Origin of the sequence: Psychrobacillus sp. FSL K6-1415 (assembly GCF_038003185.1) — a bacterium.
GTDB lineage: Bacteria > Bacillota > Bacilli > Bacillales_A > Planococcaceae > Psychrobacillus > Psychrobacillus psychrodurans.
In genome coordinates this window covers 3,535,014-3,556,111 of record NZ_JBBOOQ010000001.1, presented here as the reverse complement: position 1 = coordinate 3,556,111, position 21,098 = coordinate 3,535,014, and the positions used below count along the sequence as shown (strand labels likewise).

General features: G+C 35.4%; 31 protein-coding genes and 1 pseudogene. 26 read left to right on the top strand and 6 right to left on the bottom strand.

The genetic code is table 11. The features are described 5' to 3' along the window. Positions 1 to 12: 12 nt before the first annotated feature. From MKY60_RS17280 to MKY60_RS17155, 26 genes are all read left to right on the top strand, one after another. A complete protein-coding gene (locus MKY60_RS17280) occupies positions 13 to 417 on the top strand; it encodes a phage structural protein (protein WP_340912905.1) in 405 nt (134 codons plus the stop codon). 102 nt (positions 418 to 519) lie between these two features. After that, a complete protein-coding gene (locus tag MKY60_RS17275; protein ID WP_340930782.1) occupies positions 520 to 795 on the top strand; it encodes a hypothetical protein in 276 nt (91 codons plus the stop codon). Positions 796 to 975: 180 nt separating this feature from the next. Further along, a complete protein-coding gene (locus MKY60_RS17270) occupies positions 976 to 3,030 on the top strand; it encodes a phage tail protein (protein WP_340930781.1) in 2,055 nt (684 codons plus the stop codon). A 2-nt stretch (positions 3,031 to 3,032) separates the two neighbouring features. Next, positions 3,033 to 3,614, top strand: a complete 582-nt coding sequence (locus tag MKY60_RS17265) for a LysM peptidoglycan-binding domain-containing protein (RefSeq protein WP_340930780.1) — start codon at positions 3,033 to 3,035, stop codon at positions 3,612 to 3,614. Positions 3,615 to 3,620: 6 nt separating this feature from the next. Beyond that, complete coding sequence (locus tag MKY60_RS17260; RefSeq protein ID WP_340930779.1) at positions 3,621 to 3,938, top strand: phage baseplate plug family protein; 318 nt, start codon at positions 3,621 to 3,623, stop codon at positions 3,936 to 3,938. After that, positions 3,935 to 4,738 (top strand): phage protein, encoded by an 804-nt coding sequence (locus MKY60_RS17255; RefSeq protein WP_340930778.1) that lies wholly within the window; start codon positions 3,935 to 3,937, stop codon positions 4,736 to 4,738. The genes MKY60_RS17260 and MKY60_RS17255 overlap by 4 nt, the downstream gene beginning before the upstream one ends. Continuing rightward, positions 4,735 to 5,166: a Gp138 family membrane-puncturing spike protein gene (locus tag MKY60_RS17250; RefSeq protein WP_340930777.1), complete on the top strand. Its 432-nt coding sequence runs from the start codon at positions 4,735 to 4,737 to the stop codon at positions 5,164 to 5,166. The genes MKY60_RS17255 and MKY60_RS17250 overlap by 4 nt, the downstream gene beginning before the upstream one ends. 9 nt (positions 5,167 to 5,175) lie before the next feature. Beyond that, positions 5,176 to 5,535, top strand: a complete 360-nt coding sequence (locus MKY60_RS17245; RefSeq protein WP_340930776.1) for a DUF2634 domain-containing protein — start codon at positions 5,176 to 5,178, stop codon at positions 5,533 to 5,535. Next, the gene (locus MKY60_RS17240) at positions 5,525 to 6,709 is read left to right on the top strand and encodes a baseplate J/gp47 family protein (protein WP_340930775.1); all 1,185 of its coding nucleotides are present in this window, start codon (positions 5,525 to 5,527) and stop codon (positions 6,707 to 6,709) included. The genes MKY60_RS17245 and MKY60_RS17240 overlap by 11 nt, the downstream gene beginning before the upstream one ends. Then, entirely contained in the window at positions 6,702 to 7,340 is a 639-nt protein-coding gene (locus MKY60_RS17235; RefSeq protein WP_340930774.1) for a DUF2612 domain-containing protein, read from the top strand. The genes MKY60_RS17240 and MKY60_RS17235 overlap by 8 nt, the downstream gene beginning before the upstream one ends. 11 nt (positions 7,341 to 7,351) lie before the next feature. Further along, positions 7,352 to 8,440, top strand: coding sequence for a hypothetical protein (locus tag MKY60_RS17230; RefSeq protein ID WP_340930773.1), 1,089 nt, complete (start codon positions 7,352 to 7,354; stop codon positions 8,438 to 8,440). 11 nt (positions 8,441 to 8,451) lie between these two features. Then, entirely contained in the window at positions 8,452 to 8,841 is a 390-nt protein-coding gene (locus MKY60_RS17225; RefSeq protein ID WP_340930772.1) for a hypothetical protein, read from the top strand. Next, positions 8,842 to 8,979, top strand: coding sequence for a hypothetical protein (locus MKY60_RS17220; RefSeq protein ID WP_340930771.1), 138 nt, complete (start codon positions 8,842 to 8,844; stop codon positions 8,977 to 8,979). Positions 8,980 to 9,010: 31 nt separating this feature from the next. After that, positions 9,011 to 9,154 carry a CD1375 family protein gene (locus tag MKY60_RS17215; RefSeq protein ID WP_340930769.1) on the top strand — a complete coding sequence of 48 codons (144 nt, stop codon included), beginning with the start codon at positions 9,011 to 9,013 and terminating at the stop codon, positions 9,152 to 9,154. A 102-nt stretch (positions 9,155 to 9,256) separates the two neighbouring features. Beyond that, positions 9,257 to 9,817 (top strand): hypothetical protein, encoded by a 561-nt coding sequence (locus MKY60_RS17210; protein ID WP_340930768.1) that lies wholly within the window; start codon positions 9,257 to 9,259, stop codon positions 9,815 to 9,817. A gap of 91 nt (positions 9,818 to 9,908) precedes the next feature. Next, positions 9,909 to 10,322: a hypothetical protein gene (locus MKY60_RS17205; protein ID WP_340930767.1), complete on the top strand. Its 414-nt coding sequence runs from the start codon at positions 9,909 to 9,911 to the stop codon at positions 10,320 to 10,322. A gap of 12 nt (positions 10,323 to 10,334) precedes the next feature. Next, a complete protein-coding gene (locus MKY60_RS17200) occupies positions 10,335 to 10,619 on the top strand; it encodes a phage holin (RefSeq protein ID WP_340930766.1) in 285 nt (94 codons plus the stop codon). Then, a complete protein-coding gene (locus MKY60_RS17195; protein ID WP_340930765.1) occupies positions 10,613 to 11,263 on the top strand; it encodes a peptidoglycan recognition protein family protein in 651 nt (216 codons plus the stop codon). The genes MKY60_RS17200 and MKY60_RS17195 overlap by 7 nt, the downstream gene beginning before the upstream one ends. A 124-nt stretch (positions 11,264 to 11,387) precedes the next feature. Further along, positions 11,388 to 12,695, top strand: a complete 1,308-nt coding sequence (locus tag MKY60_RS17190) for a hypothetical protein (protein WP_340930764.1) — start codon at positions 11,388 to 11,390, stop codon at positions 12,693 to 12,695. Positions 12,696 to 12,697: 2 nt separating this feature from the next. Then, positions 12,698 to 12,847 (top strand): hypothetical protein, encoded by a 150-nt coding sequence (locus tag MKY60_RS17185; RefSeq protein WP_340930763.1) that lies wholly within the window; start codon positions 12,698 to 12,700, stop codon positions 12,845 to 12,847. A gap of 111 nt (positions 12,848 to 12,958) precedes the next feature. Beyond that, the gene (locus tag MKY60_RS17180; protein WP_340930759.1) at positions 12,959 to 13,180 is read left to right on the top strand and encodes a transcriptional regulator; all 222 of its coding nucleotides are present in this window, start codon (positions 12,959 to 12,961) and stop codon (positions 13,178 to 13,180) included. After that, positions 13,177 to 13,380, top strand: a complete 204-nt coding sequence (locus MKY60_RS17175) for a LexA family protein (protein ID WP_340930757.1) — start codon at positions 13,177 to 13,179, stop codon at positions 13,378 to 13,380. The genes MKY60_RS17180 and MKY60_RS17175 overlap by 4 nt, the downstream gene beginning before the upstream one ends. Next, positions 13,377 to 14,639: a Y-family DNA polymerase gene (locus MKY60_RS17170; RefSeq protein ID WP_445677992.1), complete on the top strand. Its 1,263-nt coding sequence runs from the start codon at positions 13,377 to 13,379 to the stop codon at positions 14,637 to 14,639. Before MKY60_RS17175 ends, MKY60_RS17170 begins: the two co-directional genes overlap by 4 nt. A gap of 11 nt (positions 14,640 to 14,650) precedes the next feature. Further along, on the top strand, positions 14,651 to 14,980 hold the full coding sequence (locus MKY60_RS17165) for a YolD-like family protein (protein WP_340844844.1): 330 nt from the start codon (positions 14,651 to 14,653) through the stop codon (positions 14,978 to 14,980). Positions 14,981 to 14,994: 14 nt separating this feature from the next. Then, positions 14,995 to 15,165, top strand: a complete 171-nt coding sequence (locus tag MKY60_RS17160) for a hypothetical protein (protein ID WP_340844843.1) — start codon at positions 14,995 to 14,997, stop codon at positions 15,163 to 15,165. Positions 15,166 to 15,700: 535 nt separating this feature from the next. Beyond that, the gene (locus MKY60_RS17155) at positions 15,701 to 16,270 is read left to right on the top strand and encodes an SF0329 family protein (protein ID WP_340930753.1); all 570 of its coding nucleotides are present in this window, start codon (positions 15,701 to 15,703) and stop codon (positions 16,268 to 16,270) included. Between the two features lie 204 nt (positions 16,271 to 16,474). Here the strand turns inward: MKY60_RS17155 and MKY60_RS17150 are convergent, their stop codons facing one another. The 6 genes and pseudogenes from MKY60_RS17150 to MKY60_RS17125 all read right to left on the bottom strand — a co-directional run bounded on the left by MKY60_RS17150 (position 16,475) and on the right by MKY60_RS17125 (position 21,063). Then, positions 16,475 to 16,978 carry a GNAT family N-acetyltransferase gene (locus MKY60_RS17150; RefSeq protein ID WP_245402524.1) on the bottom strand — a complete coding sequence of 168 codons (504 nt, stop codon included), beginning with the start codon at positions 16,976 to 16,978 and terminating at the stop codon, positions 16,475 to 16,477. 215 nt (positions 16,979 to 17,193) lie between these two features. Continuing rightward, positions 17,194 to 18,228 (bottom strand): DUF4030 domain-containing protein, encoded by a 1,035-nt coding sequence (locus MKY60_RS17145; RefSeq protein WP_340930750.1) that lies wholly within the window; start codon positions 18,226 to 18,228, stop codon positions 17,194 to 17,196. Continuing rightward, positions 18,225 to 18,779, bottom strand: a complete 555-nt coding sequence (locus tag MKY60_RS17140) for an RNA polymerase sigma factor (RefSeq protein WP_340930749.1) — start codon at positions 18,777 to 18,779, stop codon at positions 18,225 to 18,227. The genes MKY60_RS17145 and MKY60_RS17140 overlap by 4 nt, the downstream gene beginning before the upstream one ends. Positions 18,780 to 19,137: 358 nt before the next feature. Next, a complete protein-coding gene (locus tag MKY60_RS17135; RefSeq protein ID WP_340930746.1) occupies positions 19,138 to 19,926 on the bottom strand; it encodes an ABC transporter permease in 789 nt (262 codons plus the stop codon). Further along, positions 19,923 to 20,827: pseudogene (locus tag MKY60_RS17130) on the bottom strand (ATP-binding cassette domain-containing protein). Before MKY60_RS17130 ends, MKY60_RS17135 begins: the two are co-directional and overlap by 4 nt. Then, entirely contained in the window at positions 20,824 to 21,063 is a 240-nt protein-coding gene (locus MKY60_RS17125) for a PLD nuclease N-terminal domain-containing protein (RefSeq protein WP_241600244.1), read from the bottom strand. The pseudogene MKY60_RS17130 and the gene MKY60_RS17125 overlap by 4 nt, the downstream one beginning before the upstream one ends. Between the last annotated feature and the right edge of the window lie 35 nt (positions 21,064 to 21,098).

Sequence of the window (21,098 nt, the reverse complement as noted above, 5' to 3'; positions counted from 1 at the left end):
GAGGGGTAATCAATGACAGGACATATTGGAACATATGATGCCCGTAAAGTTGTAACGACTGTTGGAGGTATGTTTATTACCGGTTATGGTGATGGAACGATGGTAAAGGCATCAAAGGACAACGATAATTTTGAAGCGTCCTCTTCTGCACAAGGTGATGCAGTCGTTTCTATTAACGGAGACGGCATGGGAACAATAGAAATCACATTAAATCAAACATCCCCATCCATTTCTTTACTGGATGGCTTCGCAAATGCAAGAACGCTTATTCCAGTCTGGGTAAACTCGAATAATGAAATAAAAGAAGTGGTAGGCGGTACTAAAGCGATGGTAACTAAACCATCCGATAAAGAGTTTGGAAAATCAGCTACTAGTCGCGTATATACACTTAAAGTATTTGACTACACAGTTAAATAAAAAAAGAAAGGGGAGTGGGCTCATGCTCACTCTTTTTAATTTGCTATGAAAAAAACACACATTACCAATCATTTAAAACGAAAAGAATGGGAGCGAAAGCAGATGGCTAAAAAAGGTGAACAAAAAACATTTGAATCAAAAAAGAACGGTAATAAATACTTATTTCAACATCCTGGGTTACGTGAATCGATTAAGATGCGTGATAAATCTAAGAATGAACATGGTGTACAACAATCTGAAACACTTTATGAAGATATGATGGAACATGTAATTTTCTTGGAAGATGGTGGAAAGGTAGACTTCGATCATTTCGAGGAAGCAGGAGGATTTTCAGAGGTAATGTCCGCGGCTGTTAAATTTACCTTTCAAGAGGGCTAAACCCATTCATGTACATCGACAAACAGTTGATGAAAATTGGGTCTTTTGGCGTCCAATCATGGAAGAAAAACTTAGTTATGAACGCGCAGAAACTATGACTTTGGATGAGTTATTAGAAGTTAATGCGGCTTTAGATAGCTATGCACAAAGGTTAAAAGAAGCGAGGGGAGGTTAGTTTGAATGTCGTCCTTACGTGATGTAAACGTTGCAATAGGCATGGATATAGCAGATGGTCCCCTTGCTCAGTTAGATAGAAAAATTGATGATGTAATAAGAAGTTTGATGGGAATTGATGTATCTGCTATTGATAATGCAATAGACGACGTAGGAGATCTAGCAGATGAATTTGGTGATCTAGAGGATACTATTAATGGTGCTGCGGATGAGGTTGGTAATTTAGATGATACAAATCTAAATAATCTAGATAACGAAGTAAAAAAAGCAGATAAGGGTATGGGAGTACTAAAGAAAGGCGTACTAGCCGTTGGTTCTGCCTTACTTGCTCTTGGAATTGGTGCAGCACTTAAAGATTTTACGACAGGAGCTATTGAGGCGGCTGCTGGAGCTCAAGCAATGAACGCTCAATTTAGTTCTGTATTTGGAGAACTTGAAAAAGATTCCACCTCCAGTCTTGATAGAATCGCAAAAGAAACTGGTATGCTTCCAAATAGGCTAAAAAGTAGTTTTACACAAATGGCTGCTTTCGCTAAAACTACGGGAGCAAGTACAGAAGAAGCCCTATCACTGTCAGAACGTGCAACGTTAGCCGCGGCGGATAGTGCTGCTTTTTATGATAAATCTATAGAAGATGTTTCGGAAACCATGCAGTCATTTTTAAAAGGTAACTTCGAAAATGATGCCGCATTAGGAATATCTGCTACAGAAACAACTAGGAATGCAGCAGCTAATGAATTATACGGGAAGTCCTTTAAGAAATTGGACGAAGCGCAAAAACAATTAACTTTACTGAAAATGGTTGAAGACGGCAACAAACTTTCAGGAGCTTTGGGACAGGCTGCTAAGGAATCGGATAGTTTTGAAAACCAAATGGGGAACTTGAAACAAGCCTGGCAAGATTTCTTAGAAAAAGCAGGCACACCAATTTTAGATCAAGCTGTAGATACATTATCGTGGCTTAGCGAGATTCTTTCAAATATTGATCCGGGACCATTTATGGAATTATTATCGGATGGTGTAGGGAAAATATTTGAAATGAAATCTGTAATAGTCGATGTAATCGGTGTTTTCCAAGAGTTATTTTCTGGTGATGGGATGAGCGCTTCAAGCGCTATGACTCTTTATGGAAAATTAGGAGTACCGCCAGAGTTAGTCGATAGCATTGTGTTATTTGTAGATCAAATTGAACAAGGTTTTGAATTAGGTAAAACGGTAGTAACATCATTCGTTGATGAGGTAATTGTTCCACTAATGCCAGTTGCTCAAGAATTTATTGGAACTGCGATGGAATTCATCGGTAATGTAGTTTCAGGTGCAATGAATTGGTTCGATACTTTAAAAACAATTATCGTCGGTTTGATAGAAAATGTGATCATCCCATTGATGCCAGTTGCAAGCTCTATAATCGAAACCGTATTCAATATAATATCGCCAATATTAAGGATTGCTGGCGATTTATTCGAAGCTATATCTGGTGCAGCTAAATTTATGGTAACAGAAGTAATTATCCCACTATTACCTTTAGCAGCCAGTGCATTAGAAGGTGCTTGGGTTGTCATGAAGCCAATACTAGACGGCATTGCTTGGGCTTTTGACGGAATTGCTGATTCGATTGAATGGGTAATTAAAAAACTAGGTAGCGTTACCTCATCAATGAAAAACTTCGATGTCGGAGATAAAATCGGTGGTGCAGTTTCATGGGTAACTGATAAGGTGCCTGGTTTAAGTGTCGGTCTTGGTCGTGTTCCTTACGATGAAATGCCTGCTTATCTTCACAAAGACGAGGCAGTTTTACCAAAAGATGAAGCTGATGCTTTACGTAATACAGGTATCTTAAAAGGTGATGGAACAGATCCTACACTTGATTTAGATGGTGCTAGTTACAATAGTGCATCACCTATTTCCAGTAATACTTCTTCAACCACTGTACAAGCACCGGTTCAAATCATTGTACAAGGTTCAGATAAGCCACAAGAAACTGCAAGGAGTATTAGAGAAGAATTAGAAGGGTGGTATAGCGATTTAGGGGCTATATTTCCAGTAGTAATGGAGGGATAGAGATGGCAAAAATAAACGGAATAAAGATTGATGTATTAAAAGAAGAGCTTCAAAATGACGTTGAATTGCCATCTCATCCAGTCGAGAAGGGTATCAATTTAACCGACCATGTAGAACGCAAACCAATAGTCTTATCTATAAGTGGGAAATTAATAAGACCAGATAATACATCATTAGAAACACTATTGGGGAGATTATCAACAATTGAATCAAAAGGAACTCTAGTGGCATATGAAGGACGCAGAATCTATCATAACTTGATGATTGCGTCCTTTTCTCATGATGCTGACTCTAAAATAATGAACGGTTTCAATTTTAACATGAAGCTTATAGAAGTTCGCTTTGCTCAACCTTCTTATGTATCTTTATCAAAGAAAACAAAAGCGGCTGTCGCAGGTGTATCTAGTGTTGGTCGTAAGCAAACGTCTAACAAAAAACAATTGCCTATTTCTCATGTGGTGAAAAAAGGAGATACCTATTATGCTTTAGCCCAGAAATACGGTGTGAAGTGGCAAGACGTTCAAAAAAATAACAAGTATCCAGCAACTCAAATACCAATCGGATCAAAAATAAAAGTGGGGTGATAAGGAATGAACTTTGAATTCATTGAGATAGAAAAAGAGCTCATTCCTTATCGCTTTGAAATTGAGCTAGGTGTTGAACTCTTTGAGATGGAGATTAATTATAATCTGGTACATGATTTCTTTACTATGGATTTATACAAAGATGAAGAGGTTTTAGTATATGGTGAAAAACTCACTTATGGAGTTCCTCTATTTGAAGAAGTATTTGATTCACGTTTTCCTGGTCCGACAATCATCCCGTTTGATGAATCAGGACAAGAGCAACGAGTGACCTTTGAAAATCTTAATGTAACAGTGTTTTTAAGGTTGGTGAATGATTTATGAGTACTATTCAATTTGGACGGGTCACTGAGATTATAACGAGTGATTTGAAGATGTCTAGTGAAACATTGGAAATAGAATTTAGTATTCCTTTTGACGATGATCCAGATCCCAACATAAGCGAAATCGTTGTTTACAATTTATCAGATACTACATTAAGTAAGCTCAAAAAAGGTGTAAAAATAACCATGAATGCAGGTTATAAGAATGATAAAGGTGTTATCCTATCGGGCTACATCTCAAAAGTTTCATCTGAGAAGGGTGGAGCTGATAGGGCTACAAAAGTCTCTGTAGTTGATAGTTATCCAATTGATAATAAGAAAACAATAAAGATAACATTCAAAAAAGGCATAAAAGGTGATCAAATATTAAAAGAGCTTGCGAAAGCGCTTGGTTTGAAAATTGCAGTTATCAAGTTACCTAAAAATGTTGTCTATAAAAAAGGCTTTTCAGTTAATGGTCCTATTGTTGATGCAATGAAAAAGATAGCTAAAGACTGTGAAGCGAGCTTCTATATCAGTCGTTCGAATGCTTATATCCGTTCGATAAAAGAGGGAGATAACACTAAATTCATTCTTAACTCTGATACTGGTCTAATTGGATCTCCAGAGTATTTCGAAGAAGAAAAAAACGGAAAAGTGGTTAAGGGGTACAAAGTAAAATCCTTGCTCCAATATAGAATGAATACGGCTTCTATCATTGAATTGCAATCAGTATTTGTTAAAGGTAAATTTCGAGTGCGAAAAGGTAAGCATTACAGAAAAGGTGATTCATATTATTCAGAAGTAGAGGTGATTACTTGAGTAATTCTTCTGAGTTTTATTCTAATTTTAAAAATCAAATACTTCTATCTATAAATACCTGCATGCCCTGTAAAGTTCTTTCGTACAATGAAGACTCTCGAACAGCTAAAATTCAACCTTTGTTCATGGTAAAAGAAATGAATCGTGCGCCTGAGAAGTTATCGGTAGTTAATGATGTTCCAGTAATGTTTGAAAGAGTAAAGATAAAAAACAATACGGCCATCTCAGTATCTATACCGAACAGTGATCATACTCAAATTACATTTAACGAGCCTGTAGAGTTAGAACCATCTATTAATGCGGGAGATACTGTCTTAGTTGTTTTCGCTCAAAGGAGTATTGATGATGCAGTTGAAGGGAATCTTGTTTATCCTGGTGCCTCCCGTTTATTTGATGTCCATGATGCAATAATTGTAGGTCTATTGTGAGGTGAAGGAATGAAAACTATTGAGCTAACAGGTGATGGAGATTTAATGTTTGAAAATGGTGATTTTAAGCTGATTGAGGGAACGCAAGAGGTTGAACAAGTATTAATTATCTCGCTGTCAACTAATCTAAAAGAATGGTTCCTAAACCCTGATATAGGATTAGATTTTATGAAGTTACTTGAAAAGCCTTCTGATGAAGAAATAAGGTCCGAAATCATTCGTGTATTAGGGCAAGAGGAACGGGTAGAAATTATTAACGACGTTGAAATAATACAGGACCGTAAATTAAGAAAATTAAATGTCAGATATGAAGTTCAATTAATCGATGGCCAAACATTAAGCGAGGAGGTGGTCTTAGGTGGCGCTTGATAGCAACGGCTATAAACGAAAAACTTATGATGATTTATTAAATGATATGTCAGCAAAAGCAAAAGAAAAGTTCGGAGAGAATGCAAATGTATCTGAACGGTCCATATTAGGCATTTTACTTAGAATAATGGCATGGTTTTTATCTTTGGCATGGCAAGATAACGAAAATGTTTACTATTCAGCTTATCGAAAAACAGCAGAAGGTACACAGTTGGATATGCTCTTACCATATGCAGGTATAACGCGAAATTTAGAACAATATGCTTTTGGAGCATTAGAAATAACCGGCACACCTAATCATTTGGTGAGTGCTGGTTTTTTAGTATCTAAATCTAACTCAGATGTATTCTTCGAAACAACTGAAGATGTAGAAATTGATACTTTGGGAAAAGGGATTGTCGAAATAAAAGCAGTTGAATTAGGTAGTGGTGGAAATGTTGGAGCAAATACAATCGTAGAGATTGTTAATCCAGATGCAGATGTAACTAGTGTGACAAACATTTCTAAAACATCAGGAGGCAGAGAAAAAGAAACGGATTTAGAAGCTCGTGAAAGAGCATCTGTCACTGTTGAGGGCATGGGGTCTGCAACAACCAATGCAATTAGAACGAATATATTGAAACTACCTTCTGTTCGCGCAGCTACAGTTATAGAGAATTACGGAGATGTGCCAGATGCTTATGGAACTCCAATGAGGTCTATACAAGCATTTGTTTTGGGTGGAACAGATGAAGAAATAGCTACGGCAGTATTTGAAAAGAAAGCTGGGGGCATTCAACCTTACGGAACAACTTATGTATCCATCATTGACGACAGCAAAAACATTCAACAAATAGGGTTTACTAGAGCAATTGAAGTACCTGTATATTTAAAAGTTGCCATAAGTACAAACACTTCATTCCCTACAGAAGGAATTGAACAAGTTAAATCTATGCTTATCAGATATATAGGTGGTACTGATATAGACTCATCTGTCTATGCCGGTTTAAATATGGGGGAAGATGTTATTGAATCCAGGTTAATCGCTCGTACTTATCAAGTTCCTGGTATTGAAGACGTTTCAATCCATTTGTCCCTAGATGGTATTAGTTTTGAGGAATCAAACTTAGCGATTGGTTTACAAGAGGTAGCTCAGTTAGATGCTTCTAATATAGAGGTGACAGTTAATGTTTAGTACAAAGACTATCATGAGTCGTTTTGCTGATTACTTTGCTAAGCATCCTAATTCAAACTTATCAAAACTGATCAGTATTTTTTCTGATGAATTGGTGGTATTGCAAAATACAAATCAATTCATCATGTCATGGAGAGATATTGATAATGCAAAGGGCAAATCATTAGATTTAATTGGAGAAAACGTTAATCAGTCACGTGGCGTTGCAACAGATGAAGTTTATCGTATCTTACTTAAGTCAAAGATTGCTAGAAACCTTAGTGATGGAGCAATAAATACCATTATTCAAGTAATCTCGATAGCGTTATCCACAGATCCATCCACAATTAAGATAGTGGAGAAATGGAATGATGTTGATGAACCAGAGCCAGCTGCAATTAAATTAATTGAGCTTCCTCTTACGAAAATTAATGAGGCTGGTTTAGATCCTATAAATTTTATAAGGATTGTTCAAAGGACAGTAGCTGCAGGTGTGAAAGTTGGAGTAATAGAACTTGCAGGTACCTTTGAATTTGGAACAACTGCAATGGAAATAGATAACTTAAAGGGATTCGGAAACATCGATGGAACCATCGGAGGATACTTCGGAGCTGTTTACACTCCATCAACTGATCAAGAATTACCGATATAGGAGGGATATAAATGCCATTTATTAAACCGCTACCTCACTGGGAAGCACCAGGGATAGAACCCCCATTATTACTAAGGCAAGAAGGATGGAAGGCAGGAGTTAAGCCTCCAAGTGATTATTTTAATTACCTACAAAGTAGAAGTTATGAGGCATTGAAAGAGTTGCAAGAGAATGCTATTCATAAGGATGAAATAGATTTAACCGTTTTAGTTACTAATGAAGTGTTTGAGACGCACTTGGAAGACTATTTGAAACACACGGGTTACGCAGTAGCAACAGGTACAGTAAACAATTATGTTGCTACTTTAAATCCAGCGCTCTCAGCATATGCAGAGGGTGTTACTTTACGTTTAAAGGTAAACATAGCTAATACAGGAGCATCTACATTAAATGTAAATGGTCTTGGTGCTAAGGGAATTAAGAAATCTAGTGGGAGCGCTGTTTCAGCCGGAAATCTTAAAGCAGGAAGTATATACACTTTAACCTATGATGGCACGGATTTTATCTTACAGGGTGAAGGGGGGGAGTATGGAAATGCTACAGCAGCTGACGTAATAAGCGGAAAAACATTAGGGACTGAAGACGGTTTAGTAAATGGATCTATGCCAAATAACGGTGCAGTTAGTATAATTCCTGGGGCAAATAATAAACCTATACCAGCAGGCTATCATAATGGTAATGGCGTTGTTGAAGGTGATATAGACTTAATATCGGCTAATATTGTAGCTGGTAAAAATATATTCGGTGTCCCTGGTAGCTTTGTTGGGAAAAAGTATGCATCCGGTACGGCGACAAGGGTTATTGAAAATGGGAAGAGTATCATTAGAGTAACAGGTTTAACTTTCACACCTTCATACGTATTTCTAGGGTCATCCACACCTACTGCCGCGCCAGAAGGCATTGCGTTATTTGCAGGACAACCCATCCCATATTCATACAGTGGCTCAAATATAAACATGAAAGTAGCGTGGACTACAATCAATAGTTCAACTTCTGGGATGGATACAATGCCTTCAACTGAAGCTAATATACTCGCAGATGGTTTTTTCGTAGCGCCAAGAACTGCCATTACATCGTTTAACTGGACAGCATTTGAATAGGAGGTCAAAAAGTGAACCCGATTGGAAGAAAAATATACTATGAAATATCAACAGGGAATGTAATTGTAGATACTGGAGACAGACAAGGGGGAGTAGTTGCTACTACTATTGAACAAGATTACGAGAGCTATATAGCCTTGAGTGAACGTAATCCATCTACAGTAGGTGTATTAGAATTAGAATTCGGACAGTACGCACAAGATTTTGCGGAATCTAGCAGTTATAGAGTAAATCCAACTACTAAAGAAGTAGAATTCAGCTATCCAAACCCGGACGAAACAGAAGCTCCACAAGTATTTCGAAAACCTTTGAGTGAAGAAGTTGAGCGATTAAAAGCAGAAGATCTAAACAACAAAGAAGCAATAGCAGAACTCTACCTCCTATCGATGGGAGGTTTTTAAATGCCTGAAATTAAGTCAATTCATCGAATTTTTGCCGCTTTAATAGCAGCGGAAGCTCCCCGGAGAACTATAGAGGATGTTCCAGAATCAGATCGCGAGGGTGTTCAATATGTATTGGATACAGAATATAGCAATTAAAATACTCATGAAAATAATAGGAGGTAATATTATGTTTATGGTAGCAATTTTTAGTGGATTAATCGCAGGGAAACGAAGAACGATTGTGGATGTTCCGGACCATTTGAAAGAACCTGTGCTAGCTGATTTAGCTACGCTTGGTTTAGATGGGCAAGGGAATCTAATTACTGATTAAAGGTTTTAATTAAACGCAGCATAAGCTAGCGTTATTTTTTATGCTCATAATTACAGAAAATACCTACGTAATAATGTAAAATAAAATTATGGAGGGGTTGTTATGAGTGAGATAGCAAAATATAGAGAAAAAGAATTTAAAAAAGCTAGAATCAGTTTTTTAAAGGAAACTCAACATGATGAGGCTTTAATTGTCATTTTAAGAGCGCATCTTCTTGTAGAGAGAGAGTTAAACTTAGTTCTGGAAAAGTGTCTTAAGTATCCTGACAAAATGGATTTAGAGAGGGTTACGTTCTCACAAAAGCTCAATCTAGTTTATGCATTGGGAATGCTAAAAGATGGTATTTATAGATCAATTAACAAGTTCAATAATATTAGAAATGGCTGTGCTCATAGTTTAGATTATAAGATTGATGAAAATTCTGTAGACTCTATTATTTCTTGCCTTTCTAAGGATGAAAAAAATGAAATGGAATCAGATTTAGGTGAGTTTAAAATTTCTGAGCAACCAAGTATTAAAGAAAAAATACGTTTAGTGCTAGCATACCTACATGCAGACATAACTGTAGAAAGATTAGTGGTCCACTTAACTCTTCGTGAGAGGTCAATTGAAATAGAACAGAGTGAATTAACTGGAATTTTTAGTACCCTAATTTCAAAGTAGGAACATAAAGCGTCGTAAGAAAAAAGAATAAACTAAGCGAGAACGTCCATTGGTCGTTCTTTTATTTTGCAATAAAGTAGGGGGTATGGGGATGACGGAAGGGAGTAGACCGTCAATGTTCGAGACAGTAAGGGATCATGATGAAAAAATAAATAATCATGAAGAACGAATTGGAGCATTAGAAAAGGTTGACCAAAAGCATGAAGAACGAATAAACAATCTTGAAGAACAATCAATTAAATTAGAAAATACCATTCTAAAAACAAGCACTGAAACAAGAGAAGTGATGCGTGAGCAAACAGAACAACAGACGGAAAAATTATTTGAACTTTTGCAAACTGCTATGGGTATTCAAAGTACCAGGTCCACACAAAATCATGAGTTCAAAATGCTCAAATGGAACACTATAGCTACAATCGGAATGAAAGTGAGTGGAGCTTTACTTGGACTACTTTCTTCTGGCGGATTACTTTATTTCTATATAACAGAATACATGATGAAATAGGAGGAAACATTTATGAAAATCAATTGGAAAGTACGTTTCAAAAACCCTGTATTTTTATTTCAACTACTACTTACTGCTTTAACTCCAGCACTAGCATACACAGGACTTAGTTGGGAAGGGTTAACTACTTGGACTTCTTTATGGGATTTGGTAGTACAGGCATATAGCAATCCATTCTTGTCTGGTCTTATAGTGATAGCTCTTTACAATCAGATTACTGACCCGATGACCAAAGGATTTTCGGATTCTAAACTAGCGTTAAGTTACGACAAACCAAAGGAAGATGCGAAATGGTGAAAATCCTAGACATCCGAAATAAAGTAGCTCCTTCTAAAACCACTCGTAAAATATCTCAAATAACAAAAATAGCACGTCACCATTCAGCAACAACGAATGGTGATTATTTTGCGTTCTGGAATAATCGTTGGAAAGGTCTTGGGTGGGGTAAAGGTGGATATCATGAAATCATTTTAACTGATGGTACAGTTCAACTCTGTTATGATCCTATCTATCCTACTAACGGGATTGGTAATCATAATACAAACACCTATCATATTTGCGTTGTAGGTAATGGGGCATTTACTGCAGCACAAGAAAGAGCATTTGAAGAACGTTGTCTATTAGCTATTCACAACTTTGGTTTAAGTGTAGATGACGTACTTGGCCACAATGAATTTAGTGGCACCGCAACATCTTGTCCAGGCATTAACATGGATAGCGTTCGAAAACGTTTGAAGGAGCTAAATCAACCTAAGAAAGAGGTGGCTGGAGTGACAGAACAAAAATTAAATGCAGACCAAGAAAAAGTACGTCAAGAAGCGATAAAGTTAGGTATTACTGATGGAAAAAATCCTTTTCGTGAAGTAAATCAATACTATGTTTGGAATGCTTTGCTGACAATTGCAAGAGAGTTGGAAGAACTGAAGAAGAAAGTTAAGTAATCTTATGCCCTGCTCATTAATTTGAGTGGGGCTTTTTTGTTTGTAATAATATTTTTTTAAAATAAAGGATTTAACACACTTGTATAGAATATACATATAAATAGATATAGGGGTGAATAAGTATATGACAGCTGAAATATGTTTAATCAATAAAATGGGAGTTGCTTTAGCTGCCGACAGTGCGGTTACTATTGGTGGGGGGAATAAAATTTATAACAGTGCAAATAAATTATTTGCTTTGTCTAAGTATCAACCAGTAGGAATTATGGTTTATGGTAACGCAAGTTTTCTAAGAGTTCCTTGGGAAACTATAATAAAATTATTTAGAGAACAACTTGGGAATACAATTTTTGATCAACTTAGCGATTACAATGATGAGTTTATTAATTTCCTAGAAAATAATGAATTTGACGAACTAATGACTGTTAAAGAAGAAGAAAATTATAATCTGACAATTATTGAAGAAAGTATCATTAATATATACCATAATATTATGAAGGATTTGAAAGAATACATAGACGATTCACCACAATTGAATGAAGAAGAATTAAAAGAACTTGTTAAAGACTTATTTAAAGTGAAAATTGGCTCTAAACTAGACGAAATAAATAATGAGGAATATATTGACGACCTAGATGAAAACGATCTAAGATATATAAGTGATATATATGATACACATATTACACACATTGTAGATAAATACTTTGAAAACTTCATTTTTTATGATGAGCAAGTAGAAGAAATTAGTCAAATAGTAAAGCAAAAGCTTTTGAAAGAATTTTCAAGTCACACTTCAGGAATTGTAATTGCAGGGTTTGGCAAGAAGAATTTATATCCAGTAGTGATTGCACAAGAAATAGATGGTAAGATAGACAGTAAAATAAAAACTGCCGTTACAACTCATACTTCTATTGGCGAAAATGCAGATTCAGGGATATATCCTTTTGCACAAAGTGAAATGGTTTATTCGTTTTTAGAAGGAATTGACCCAGATATGGAATCACTTTCTGATTATTATTTAACTCAAATATTTAATGAAACTTCTGATATTTTTGTAGATCAAATGGAATCTATATTAATTCCAGAAGTACAAATAGATGTTTTAAAATCAACTATTAAAGGTGAAATGGTAAAAATATACGAAAGATATAAGGCGACAATTAAAAGCTATCAAGAACGTGAATTCACTGACCCAACACTAGGTATTTTGCGTAGTCTTCCCAAAGGAGAACTAGCAGAAATGGCAGAAGCTCTAGTTAATCTAACATCATTTCGTAGAAAAGCATCAGGCAGTTTAGAGACAGTAGGAGGTCCAATTGATGTGGCTGTAATAACAAAAGGTGATGGATTTGTTTGGATTAAGAGAAAACATTATTTTGAACCGGATAGAAATCAACATTTTTATACAAACTATTTTAAAAGGGAGGATTAATTATGAACCAGTTATTAAAACTTTCAGTTTTGTCAAGAATGGATAGTAAATTAAATATAAATGAAATTAAATTAACTCCAAAGTCTAGTTTGAAGGAATTGGGTTCATCTATGGCGAAAAAGTCATTGGATAAGGTACTTATTAAAATATAGCACAACTCAGGAAGCATCTTTTAGAAGGTGCTTTTTTTATTTGCCCAAAAATTACTAGTTGTAAAATGGAACGATTGTTCGTATACTAATCAAAAGAAGGAGGGAACAGATGTGCGTATAAATATTTTAAAATCCATGCAACTCAATCAAATAATTGAAATGATTTACATGAAAAATAGCGGTGAAATTAGTAAGCGAAAAGTAAAGGTGTTATCTGTGGAGGGCAATACATTTAAAGCGTATTGTTTTTTACGAAATACCAAAAGGACTTTTAAAGTTGAAAATGTACTCGCATTTGTTCCCATCATCCATAAGGAGCGTGAGGTTGTATGAATAGACGTCAAAAAGAAATTTATGAATACATCAAACACTTTTTAGCAGAAAATAAATATTCTCCATCAATGAGAGAGGTCGGCAATGCTGTTGGAATAAAGTCTTCTTCGACAATTCATAAACATCTAGATAATATGAGGAAAAATGGTTACATCGATTTTATTAACTCATCCCCAAGAACTTTACAAATAATCAGATGATTGATTATAGCGCATTACCTAACCGGTCAATTGCTTGCATAGATATGATGAGCTTTTATGCATCTTGTATAGCAGTATTACATGATTTAGATGTTAGAACCGTTCCAATTGCTATTGTTGGTAATTTCGAACAAAAAGGTGCTGTTGTATTGGCAGCATCTCCACCTATGAAGAAACGATTTGGTGTCAAGACGGCATCCACAAGATTACATGAAATACCTAGTCATCCAGATATACGATTATTTGAACCGAAAATGCAGTACTTCCTTGAAATGAGTATGGCAGTTACAAATATCCTCCACAAATATGTTCCGCCAGAAGCAGTTCATGTATACAGTGTAGATGAAAGTTTCATCGATTTAACAGGTACTGAAAAACTTTGGGGATCTCCAGAAAATACCGTTAAAGAAATTCAAAAAGAAATATTAGAGACCTTACAACTACATTCATCTGCAGGCATGGGACCAAATATGTTAATGGCAAAACTTGCTCTTGATTTGGATGCTAAGAAAACAGGTTTTGCTAAATGGACATATGATGATGTGCAAACAAAATTATGGCCAGTGACTCCGTTAACAGAAATGTGGGGTATTGGTCGAGGAACAGAAAAGACTTTAAACAATATGGGTATATTCAGTATCGGACAATTAGCTAGGACTCCTTTAGAGTTACTGGAAGATAAATTTGGTGTTATGGGGAATCAATTATTTCATCATGCACACGGAATCGATTTATCCGATATGAGCTCACCTTCGGTTGAAAGACAAGTCAGTTTTGGCAAAAGCCAAATCCTCATGCGTGACTACAATAAAATTGAAGAAGTAAAAGCAGTTCTTCTTGAAATGTGCGAGGACGTTGCAAAGAGGGCAAGAGATACTTTCCAAGCTGCTAGAACTATTTCATTGGGAATTGGTTATAGTAAAAATGCATTTGGTGGAGGATTTCAGAGAGCTAGAACAATACATGATGCTACAAACGATACCATGAAAATTTATAATGTTTGCTTAGATTTGTTAAAAGAAAATTACAATAAGAATCCTGTAAGACATATATCTATCTCCATAACAAAGTTAGAAGATGAACACTCCATGCAGTTAAGTTTATTTGAAAAGAAAAACTGGAAGAACAGAAAACTCGCGACTGCTATGGATAACATTCGAAATCGATATGGATCCGCAGCGTTATTAAGAGCAGTGTCTTATACTCCAGCAGGAACAGCAGTTAAAAGGTCTAAAATGGTTGGTGGGCATAAAGAATAGGAGTGGTACGTTTGATTAGAGATCGCGGTATGATGAAATGGCAGGGCATGATGTTAACCGAACATGTAGCGATGTTGAAAGAATATAACCAGGATATAAAAAAAGAACCCAGACCAGAATTAGACGAATGGGATTATGATGCCATTCAACATACTTTGGATGCAGCCATTAAAAGTAAAGCTGATACAAAAATTAAAAGATGGAAAAATGGAGAATTTATATACAACAGAGGAACGGTAGAAAGTGTGAATTTGCAGAAGCGAGAAATCGAATTGCAAGATCCTTTTTATTTGTTATCATTAAAGCTTGATGAAATAGTAGACGTAACTATAATGGATTAAAGGTTGTGAAGGTAGTGGATAGAACGGAAGAACTATTTAATAAGTTACTGGATGAACATCCTCCAGAGTTAGTACTAGGTGCCCTAGATGAGATGTCACGAATGAATAGAGAAGAACTTATAGCATTAGGTAAATTATGCGAGGTCATAAATCGAGTAGAAGCTAAAAACCACCAACCAAAATAATGGAAGGTGGTTTTCTGTTGTTATATATTTAAAAAATATCACAAAAATTATCACAAAATTTTTAGACTCTATTAAACTATGGTGGACTTTCTCCTATATAAATACTAATAAGGATAATGATTATGAGGGTAATAGTTTAGATGTGGAAGTACGTGGATTCCGTTGGGTATATGGGCGGCATGATGTAATAAGAATTAGAAACCCTTTATAAATAAGGGGTTTCCAGTTCACTTTGCACTACTTGACCACTTCGGTGTGTAAAAAAATGCATATGACTAATTTTAGAGAAGGTCTTTCATCAGTTTGCTAAACTGTTGGGAGGCCTTTCTTCCATGTTTATTGTTATATTCTTATTCATTGTAGTTATTTTTTCATCAGTCTGGATTTTTATTCGTTCACTATTTTAGGTACATCAGAAATTCAAGTCACACTTATTCCTTGTATTTAGTTTAATCTATATGTTGGTTATTGTATTATGGATAATAGAACGACTGCCTCAACAAATATTAAAAATATAAAATTTAAGGAGACTTACATGTCCTGGAGCAAATTGAAGCAAAATCTGGAGAGTTTTCTCTGTCCTGCATTATTTGGAAGGGTTGAATACACTGCAACCAGCTATCGTTATTTACCTGATAAAGCAGGACTTTGTTATATTGCGGTAGATAAAAAGAATGTACTCAATATGAATGATAAAACTACCTTAATTAGATGGTATCAGTCGGAACAAGAAATTAAGAATGACCCAGATATCCAAATTCCTATCAATGAAGAGGAAATTGAAGCGATAAGAAAACAAACTAAGGGGACAGTTCCGGAGGATCGCTTACTAGTAATTGCAAGGGGTAGGAAATTATCAGAATATGCAAAGGAGATGTTGTCAGCGCAGTCATCATTAAGTAAATCAAATTTTATCGTTGTAGCTAATAACTTCTTATCCACTTCTATAGAGGAAAGTATAGAGAGTAATGATATCCTATTGAATATCCTAGCTTTAGTGGATAGACGGGTTGGAAAAAAACGGATTTTGAACATGACTGAGCAAATGAAATTAAAGCATCCAGCTGTGCAGTATTTTTATGAACTACGGCTTAGTACGTTATGATAATAAATACTGATCAACTGAATACCAATTGCGAAAAATTATAGCTTATCCACGGGCAGTTCAACCTAAACTGTAGTGGTTTTTTCATTTTCGAATAACTAAAAAATAGTCCGGTCATTTAGAGAAGCTATTTTGTACTCTAAAAAAAAATATAGCTCCTATTTTGAACAAAGATTGATCAAAAATAGGGCTATTTTTCATAAACTAATTAGTGCTATTATTATTGAACCTTCCCATAATTACGGTATTATAATAATTTCCATCTGATAGTAGCTTATCCATCTTTAATAATCCTTCTTCTTTAAAACCATATTTTTTATAAAGCATTATGGCTTTTTCATTGGTTTCAAGTACATTCAAAGTAATTTTCTTAATGTTATTTGTATCGGCCCATCTAATTGTTTCTTTTAAGAAGTTTGTACCAATGCCATATCCCCAGAAATCCTTTAGTACACAAACCCCAAACTCAACTTTATGGGACATTCTTTTCAACTGATTGCCTTCACACCTTGAGAACCCTACAATACTTCCATTTGATTCGCAAACTAAAAAAAGATTATGGTCACTTTCTGTATCTTCTTTGATAAGTTGTCTAAAGCCTACTTCATCAATGTATGATTCACCTTTTTCTCTATCCATATTTTCTGTTTCGCTATCTATCTGCAATCGTACTTCAGACAAGCTTTTCGCATCATCTTCTTTTGCCAACCTTATAACATAACTTCTATTTCGAATATTAAAATCTATAGGATTTTCTCTTATTGTAAACTCCTCCTTTAAATTATACTGGTTTGTTATTTAAGTGGGGCATATGACCATTTTGATATGTAGGTTTTCTCCAACCACATTATAATAAAATTCAGGTTTTTCTAAGAGTTTGAGACACGACAATAATTAATGTTTGTATTTATAACTTGATTTTATTAAGGGAAATCATTGCCGTTCTTGTCTTGGATAATTAGCTCATATTTCTGATTCTCTGTCATTCTTTTTACTTCTTCACTATCCAGGAACTCAGTAATTTCTTTTCGGATTTTGGTTACGACCTCTTTAGTCTCTGGATCCGATGATTTCATGTTAGTCATGATGGTAATAGACACTTTTTCAGGCTTGTAGGAATATCTAATGTCAGCTACCTTGTACACTTTTTTTAGAAAAAACTCTTCTTGAATACTAAACGTGACGGGCATCCATTGACTCTCGATTTCCTCTTCTGAAAGGTCTCGAGTTATAACTTGTACCTGTTTTGGTGTTTCGTTTGCTTTTAATAGTTCAATCGCTGCCTTGTAGATTTCTACTTTTTTAGCTTCATCGGTTATTGGGATGTACACACTGACCACAGGGCTGTAGGCGTTAACATTCATAATCGGATATCCTGCTTCCTGCAAGTCCGACATCAACTTTTCGCCTAGTTCCTCCCTCTGTTTTTCTATCTCGTTTAGCTTGGGGGATACTTCATTCGTGTCAGAAGAAACCCTTAACTCGTAGTTATCATACCCTCTCTTTTCCAAAGTTTCAGTCAATATTCTTAAAACTTTATCCTCTTCTTGCTTAACGTATTCTTCCGTGCCCTTTAGCCTTATGTTAAAGAGTGCCTTCTGTCCCCATATGCCCATGCCGATACCATTTGGTTTATATCCTTCTTTCTCCAAGGTTTCTGAAATTACTACTTGTATTGGTTTATGGAATACTTGTCCTAGATACGGGATTTTTGACATTACTTCGGCCATAGCTGGATTTAGGAATGCGGACCCTATTAAGACGCCAAGACTGATAACTGCGGCAATTACAAACTGTGATTTCCTCCAACCTCTTTTTTTTCTTGTCGATTTTTCATAATCCGCTCTTTTTTCCGATTCTTCCTTTATGTTTTTTGCAAATTCATACATGGAAGATGGGGCCTGGATTTTCTCCATCTGTTCGTCAATTTCTTTCTTCAACAATTCATCGATCTTCATTGTGAATTCACCCCTATAAACTGATTTTCAATCAACCTTTTTTTCAGAGCGTTCCTTGCTCTGCGAAGATGGGATTTAACAGTCGAATTTTTCAGTCCTAGCAAATCTGATATTTCTTGGATTGCTTGTTCTTGGTAGTAATAGAGGATGAGAACGTTCTGGTAGTCGCTGTTATCAAGGGATGATATGCCCTTTTTAATCTCGTTTTCTTTTTCCTCTTTTAACACGCTTTCAATAACGGCATGTTTTTCTGTCCCCACATCAATTTCAAGCGGTGATTCCTTCAGACGATCGTTTTTTCTCCAAGCATCAATTGAACGATTGGTAACCAATTTATAGAACCATGTGTTGAAATAGGAGATATCCTTTCCACTCATAATATTTCGGTATGCCTCGATCAGCGCATTTTGGATAACCTCTTCTGCCTGTTCTTTCGATTTGAGAATACTAAAACTGGTCCTGTAACCCTTTTCAATCAAGGGGTTGACTAGTTGAGCAAAAGCATCGTCCTCGCCGTTCCGAATCCGTGTCATCAATGTTCTCTGTTCCATGAGGAAAACCCCCTTTGTTGTTTCTATCTTTTAGGCGACGGTGAGGCTGTTTAGGATGCACAATTTAAAAAAATAAATCTATACACAACTATACTGATGTGGAAGATGAGATGAATGGATTAATAATGTATGATTTTAAAATCAACAAGTTTTTATTCCAAGGTAAGGGAGATAAATGAATTATTGTATTTCTTCCATTTTGATTTTTAATTCTTTTAGACGCTATCTATAAGTCCTTTGAATTTATTATAAAGTATTACTAAATTATAAAAGTGATAAAAATTATAAACTTTCTTAAAAGAAATTTATAAAATTAAAGACTTCTCATTAGTTGGTTAAACTTTTGAGAAGTCTTTTCTTATTCGTTACTAAACTTTTTATTGGAAATCCAATAATTTGTTATAAAGATTGCTATGGCGGCACAAAGAAGGGATACTACTAGATTCACCATAGCGTTAGAGTTTACAGATCCTGTTATAAGCACTTCCATTGCATGTTTACTCATACTGGCGGGATTTATTATATCTATCATAGAACTTAAGCCAACGATAAGTCGGCAGCCTATTAAAAAAGCAATGGATATTAGTGCGATAAGCCCTGGGCTATTTATAAGAGTGCTAATCATTGTTGTAAAAGTGATAATAAAAAGAATCCAAACAAGATAGAATAGTAGGGCAGTAAGCATATCGAAAATAGCTACATTTGTGAATAGAAAATTCACGTAAAGATAGGATGCAAGGTATCCAACAGCAACACTAAATGCCGTAAAAATATAATTCGAAGCAATTTTACCTCCTATGTATGAACGAACAGGTACTGGTCTAGTTAATATAAAGGCCAACATTCCGTTAGCTTTATCGGTTTGGATGATTCCCATTAAAGAGATTGCAATTATTATAATCCCAAGCTGATCAAACTGTGCACCTAGTGTGCCAGCTAATATTTCTCCCCCTTGCTGAGCGGCAATACTTGGGTCAATTGTAATGCCTTGACCGCTTCCCAAAGCTTCTAATATGGTAGGTAAGTAATAGGTCATTACAGGCTGGGTGATTCCTAATAAGATAAAGACTAGAGGGAGCCAAATTATTTTAAAATCTCTGACCATCTGGGTAAATTCTTTGTTCATCAAGACTATAAAACTATTCATTTCTCCACCACCAATTTTAAGAAAATGTCTTCTAATGTATCGTTTCCGACTTCAAACTTTACAATATCTACATCATGCTTCAGTGCATGACCGAGTAATAAATTCTTGTTATTTTCTAGATTTTCAACCTCAACCTTTAGTTGATTCCCAAATACTTCTAGGCCTTTCACATAAGGTAATTCTTCTATAGTGCCAATCCATTTTTGATCCTTCTCAGTTATTTCTATATTCAATTTTTTGTCGCTATTTCTTTGAAGCAGTTCAATAATCGATGTGTCCTCGATTTTCAACCCATTTTTAATAACTATAAATCGCTCACAGATTTCTTGTGCATCACCTAAAATATGAGTTGATAGTAGGATGGTTGTTTCTTTTTTTATTTCTTGAATAAGGTTTAATACTTCTCTGCGACCAATGGGATCAAGGGCTGAGACTGGTTCATCCATAATAATTAGGGTGGCTTATGTAGTAAGGTTTGAGCAATACCAAGTCGCTGTTTCATGCCGCCTGAAAATGTACCTACTTTTGAATCTTCCTCTCCGCTTAATCCAACTTTTTTTAAAATGTTTGGAATAGAGGTGTTTAATCCATTTTTACTTAGTCCTGAAAGCTTTCCCATGAACATAAGTGTTTCTTTGGCAGTCATCCAATGAAAAAAGTTTGGATATTGTGGTAGGTACCCAATTTCTTTTTTCATTGAGGAAATTCTTTTTCCGTTTAAAAGGATTTCACCAGTGTCAGGATTTATAATATCTGCGATCATCTTTATAAGAGTCGATTTCCCAGCCCCATTTGGTCCGATTAGTCCGACACACTCTCCTGATTGTAGCTCCATCGAGTAGCTATCGACGGCAGTTTTGTTTTTAAACGTTTTCTTTACATTTCTGATTTCCAATTTCAAGCTCGCTCACTATCCTTTCTTCCTATAACAAAATACAGAATAGGTCCAATTGTATTGCCGAAAATTATTATTAATGTCCATATGAGTACATTATTTCTACTTTTTTTATTTTTGTACAAATCTATTAAAGCAACCATTGCAAGTATAAATCCTACTAAAATAACTGGAAGTATAATAGGTAGAAACGACATTAAATCAACATCTTTTAAATCATTTATTCCATAATGTAATTGCATAATTCCAACTCCTTCTCAAAGTTCATTTTCATTAT